This window comes from Mesorhizobium sp. M7A.F.Ca.US.006.04.2.1 (assembly GCF_004022915.1).
GTDB classification, from domain to species: Bacteria; Pseudomonadota; Alphaproteobacteria; order Rhizobiales; family Rhizobiaceae; genus Mesorhizobium; species Mesorhizobium ciceri.
On sequence record NZ_RZQA01000848.1, the window covers coordinates 1 to 2,753 of the forward strand.

The following is a 2,753-nucleotide window of genomic DNA, read 5'->3' on the forward strand; positions in this document are numbered from 1 at the left end:
GTGATGGTTCTGTTCCTGTTCGTCGTCATGATGCTCGACGTCGATTTCGCCGAACTGAAGAGCGGCGCCCTGCAATATGCGCCGATCGGCGCGCTGGTCGGGCTGATCCTGGCGGCGGAGCTGATCGTGGTTCTCGGCGGCTACACCTTCGCGCCGCAGCCCGCTTCGACGGTCTCCAAGCCCATTCCGGATCTTGCCACGCGGACCAATACCGCCGCGCTCGGCGACATCCTCTATACGGACTACCTCTACTACTTCCAGATTTCGGGCCTCGTGCTGCTGGTCGCCATGATCGGCGCCATCGTGCTGACGCTGCGCCACAAGCCAGGCGTCAAGCGGCAGTCGATCGCAGCCCAGGTCGGCCGCACACCGGCGACCGGCATGGAAATCCGCAAGGTCAAGACAGGCGAGGGACTCTGAAATGGTTGTCGGCATCGCACATTATCTGACCGTATCGGCTGTTCTGTTCACGCTCGGCGTGTTCGGCATCTTCCTGAACCGCAAGAACGTCATCGTCATCCTGATGTCGGTCGAGCTGATCCTGCTGGCGGTCAACATCAACTTCGTCGCCTTTTCGGCAGCACTCGGCGATCTGGTCGGCCAGGTGTTCGCGCTGTTCGTGCTGACGGTCGCGGCGGCCGAAGCCGCCATCGGACTTGCCATTCTCGTCGTCTTCTTCCGCAACCGCGGCTCGATCGCGGTCGAAGACGTGAACATGATGAAGGGTTGACGGAACCACCATGTATCAGGCCATCGTCTTCCTTCCCCTGCTCGGCTTCCTGATCGTCGGCCTGTTCGGCACGTCGCTCGGCGCCAAGGCGTCCGAATACATCACCTCGGGTTTCCTGGTGATCGCGGCCGTGCTGTCGTGGGTCGCGTTCTTCACCGTCGGTTTCGGCCATGGCGAGGTGTTCACCGTGCCCGTGCTGCGCTGGATACAGTCGGGTGGGCTGGAAGCGTCCTGGGCGCTGCGGATCGACACGCTGACGGTGGTCATGCTGGTGGTGGTCAACACCGTGTCGGCGCTGGTCCACATCTATTCGATCGGCTACATGCACCACGATCCGAACCGGCCGCGCTTCTTCGCCTATCTGTCGCTGTTCACCTTCGCCATGCTGATGCTGGTGACGGCGGACAACCTCGTGCAGATGTTTTTCGGCTGGGAAGGGGTGGGGCTGGCGTCCTATCTGCTGATCGGCTTCTGGTACAAGAAGCCGTCGGCCAATGCCGCGGCAATCAAGGCCTTTGTCGTCAACCGCGTCGGCGATTTCGGCTTCGCACTCGGCATCTTCGGCGTGTTCGTGCTGTTCGGCTCGGTCAATCTCGGCACTATTTTCGCCAATGCGGCGACGTTCATCCCGGCCGAAGGTGCACCGCAGGGTGCCGCGGTGCTGACTTTCCTTGGCCATGCGCTGGACAAGCAGGCGGCCATGACGATCGTCTGCCTGCTCCTGTTCATGGGCGCCATGGGCAAGTCGGCGCAAGTGCCGCTGCACACCTGGCTGCCGGACGCCATGGAAGGCCCGACGCCGGTTTCGGCCCTGATCCATGCCGCCACCATGGTGACGGCGGGCGTGTTCATGCTGGCGCGGTTGTCGCCGCTGTTCGAACTGTCGCATTCGGCGCTGACGGTCGTGACCTTCATCGGTGCCTTCACGGCCTTCTTCGCGGCCACCGTCGGTCTCGTCCAGAACGACATCAAGCGCGTCATCGCCTATTCGACCTGCTCGCAGCTCGGCTACATGTTCGTGGCGCTCGGCGTCGGCGCCTATGGCGCGGCGATCTTCCACCTGTTCACGCATGCCTTCTTCAAGGCGCTGCTGTTCCTCGGCTCGGGCTCGGTCATCCACGCCGTGTCCGACGAGCAGGACATGCGCAATATGGGCGGCCTCAGGAAACTGATCCCGACCACCTACTGGATGATGGTGATCGGCACGCTGGCGCTGACCGGCGTCGGCATTCCGGTGACGGTCATCGGCACCGCCGGCTTCTTTTCCAAGGACGCCATCATCGAGAGCGCCTTTGCCGGCCACAATTTGGTTGCCGGCATGGCCTTCGTGCTTTTGGTCATCGCCGCCTGCTTCACCTCCTTCTACTCCTGGCGGCTGATCTTCATGACCTTCCACGGCAAGCCGCGGGCGAGCCATGAGGTGATGCACCATGTCCATGAATCGCCGCCGGTGATGCTGGTGCCGCTGTTCATCCTGGCCGCGGGCGCGCTGTTTGCCGGCGTCATCTTCCACAACGCCTTCATCGGCGAGGGCTATGCCGAGTTCTGGAAGGCATCGCTGTTCACATTGCCTGACAATCACATCCTGCACGACATCCACGAATTGCCGCTGTGGGTCGAACTGTCGCCCTTCATCGCCATGCTGATCGGCTTCGCGCTGGCCTGGAAATTCTACATCCGCTCGCCGGAAATGCCGGTCAACCTGGCCGCGCAGCATCGCGGGCTCTACGCCTTCCTGCTCAACAAGTGGTATTTCGACGAGCTCTACGACTTCCTGTTCGTGCGGCCCGCCAAGCGCCTCGGCCACTTCCTGTGGAAGACCGGCGACGGCACCGTCATCGACGGCCTCGGCCCCGACGGTATTTCGGCGCGCGTCGTCGATGTCACCAACCGCGTCGTCAAGCTGCAGACCGGCTATCTCTACCACTACGCCTTCGCCATGCTGATCGGCGTTGCCGCACTCGTCACCTGGATGATGCTCTGATGACCGCCTGGCCAATCCTCTCGCTGGTCACCTTCCTGC

Annotated in this window: 3 protein-coding genes; all 3 read left to right on the forward strand. The window is 62.6% G+C overall.

All coding sequences use genetic code 11. The features are described 5' to 3' along the window. Nucleotides 1-420 (forward strand): NADH-quinone oxidoreductase subunit J (locus EN925_RS31075; protein ID WP_128337175.1); only part of this gene is annotated, 420 nt, incomplete at its 5' end. A gap of 1 nt (nucleotide 421) precedes the next feature. Continuing rightward, on the forward strand, nucleotides 422-730 hold the full coding sequence (gene nuoK, locus EN925_RS31080) for an NADH-quinone oxidoreductase subunit NuoK (RefSeq protein WP_010910101.1): 309 nt from the start codon (nucleotides 422-424) through the stop codon (nucleotides 728-730). A gap of 10 nt (nucleotides 731-740) precedes the next feature. Further along, complete coding sequence (nuoL, locus tag EN925_RS31085; protein WP_127370070.1) at nucleotides 741-2,714, forward strand: NADH-quinone oxidoreductase subunit L; 1,974 nt, start codon at nucleotides 741-743, stop codon at nucleotides 2,712-2,714. The last annotated feature ends 39 nt before the right edge of the window (nucleotides 2,715-2,753 follow it).

Excerpts from the sequence above, each read along its gene's own strand:
- nuoL (WP_127370070.1), top strand. The coding sequence starts at position 741 with ATGTATCAGGCCATCGTCTTCCTTCCCCTGCTCGGCTTCCTGATCGTC.
- nuoK (WP_010910101.1), top strand. The coding sequence starts at position 422 with ATGGTTGTCGGCATCGCACATTATCTGACCGTATCGGCTGTTCTGTTC.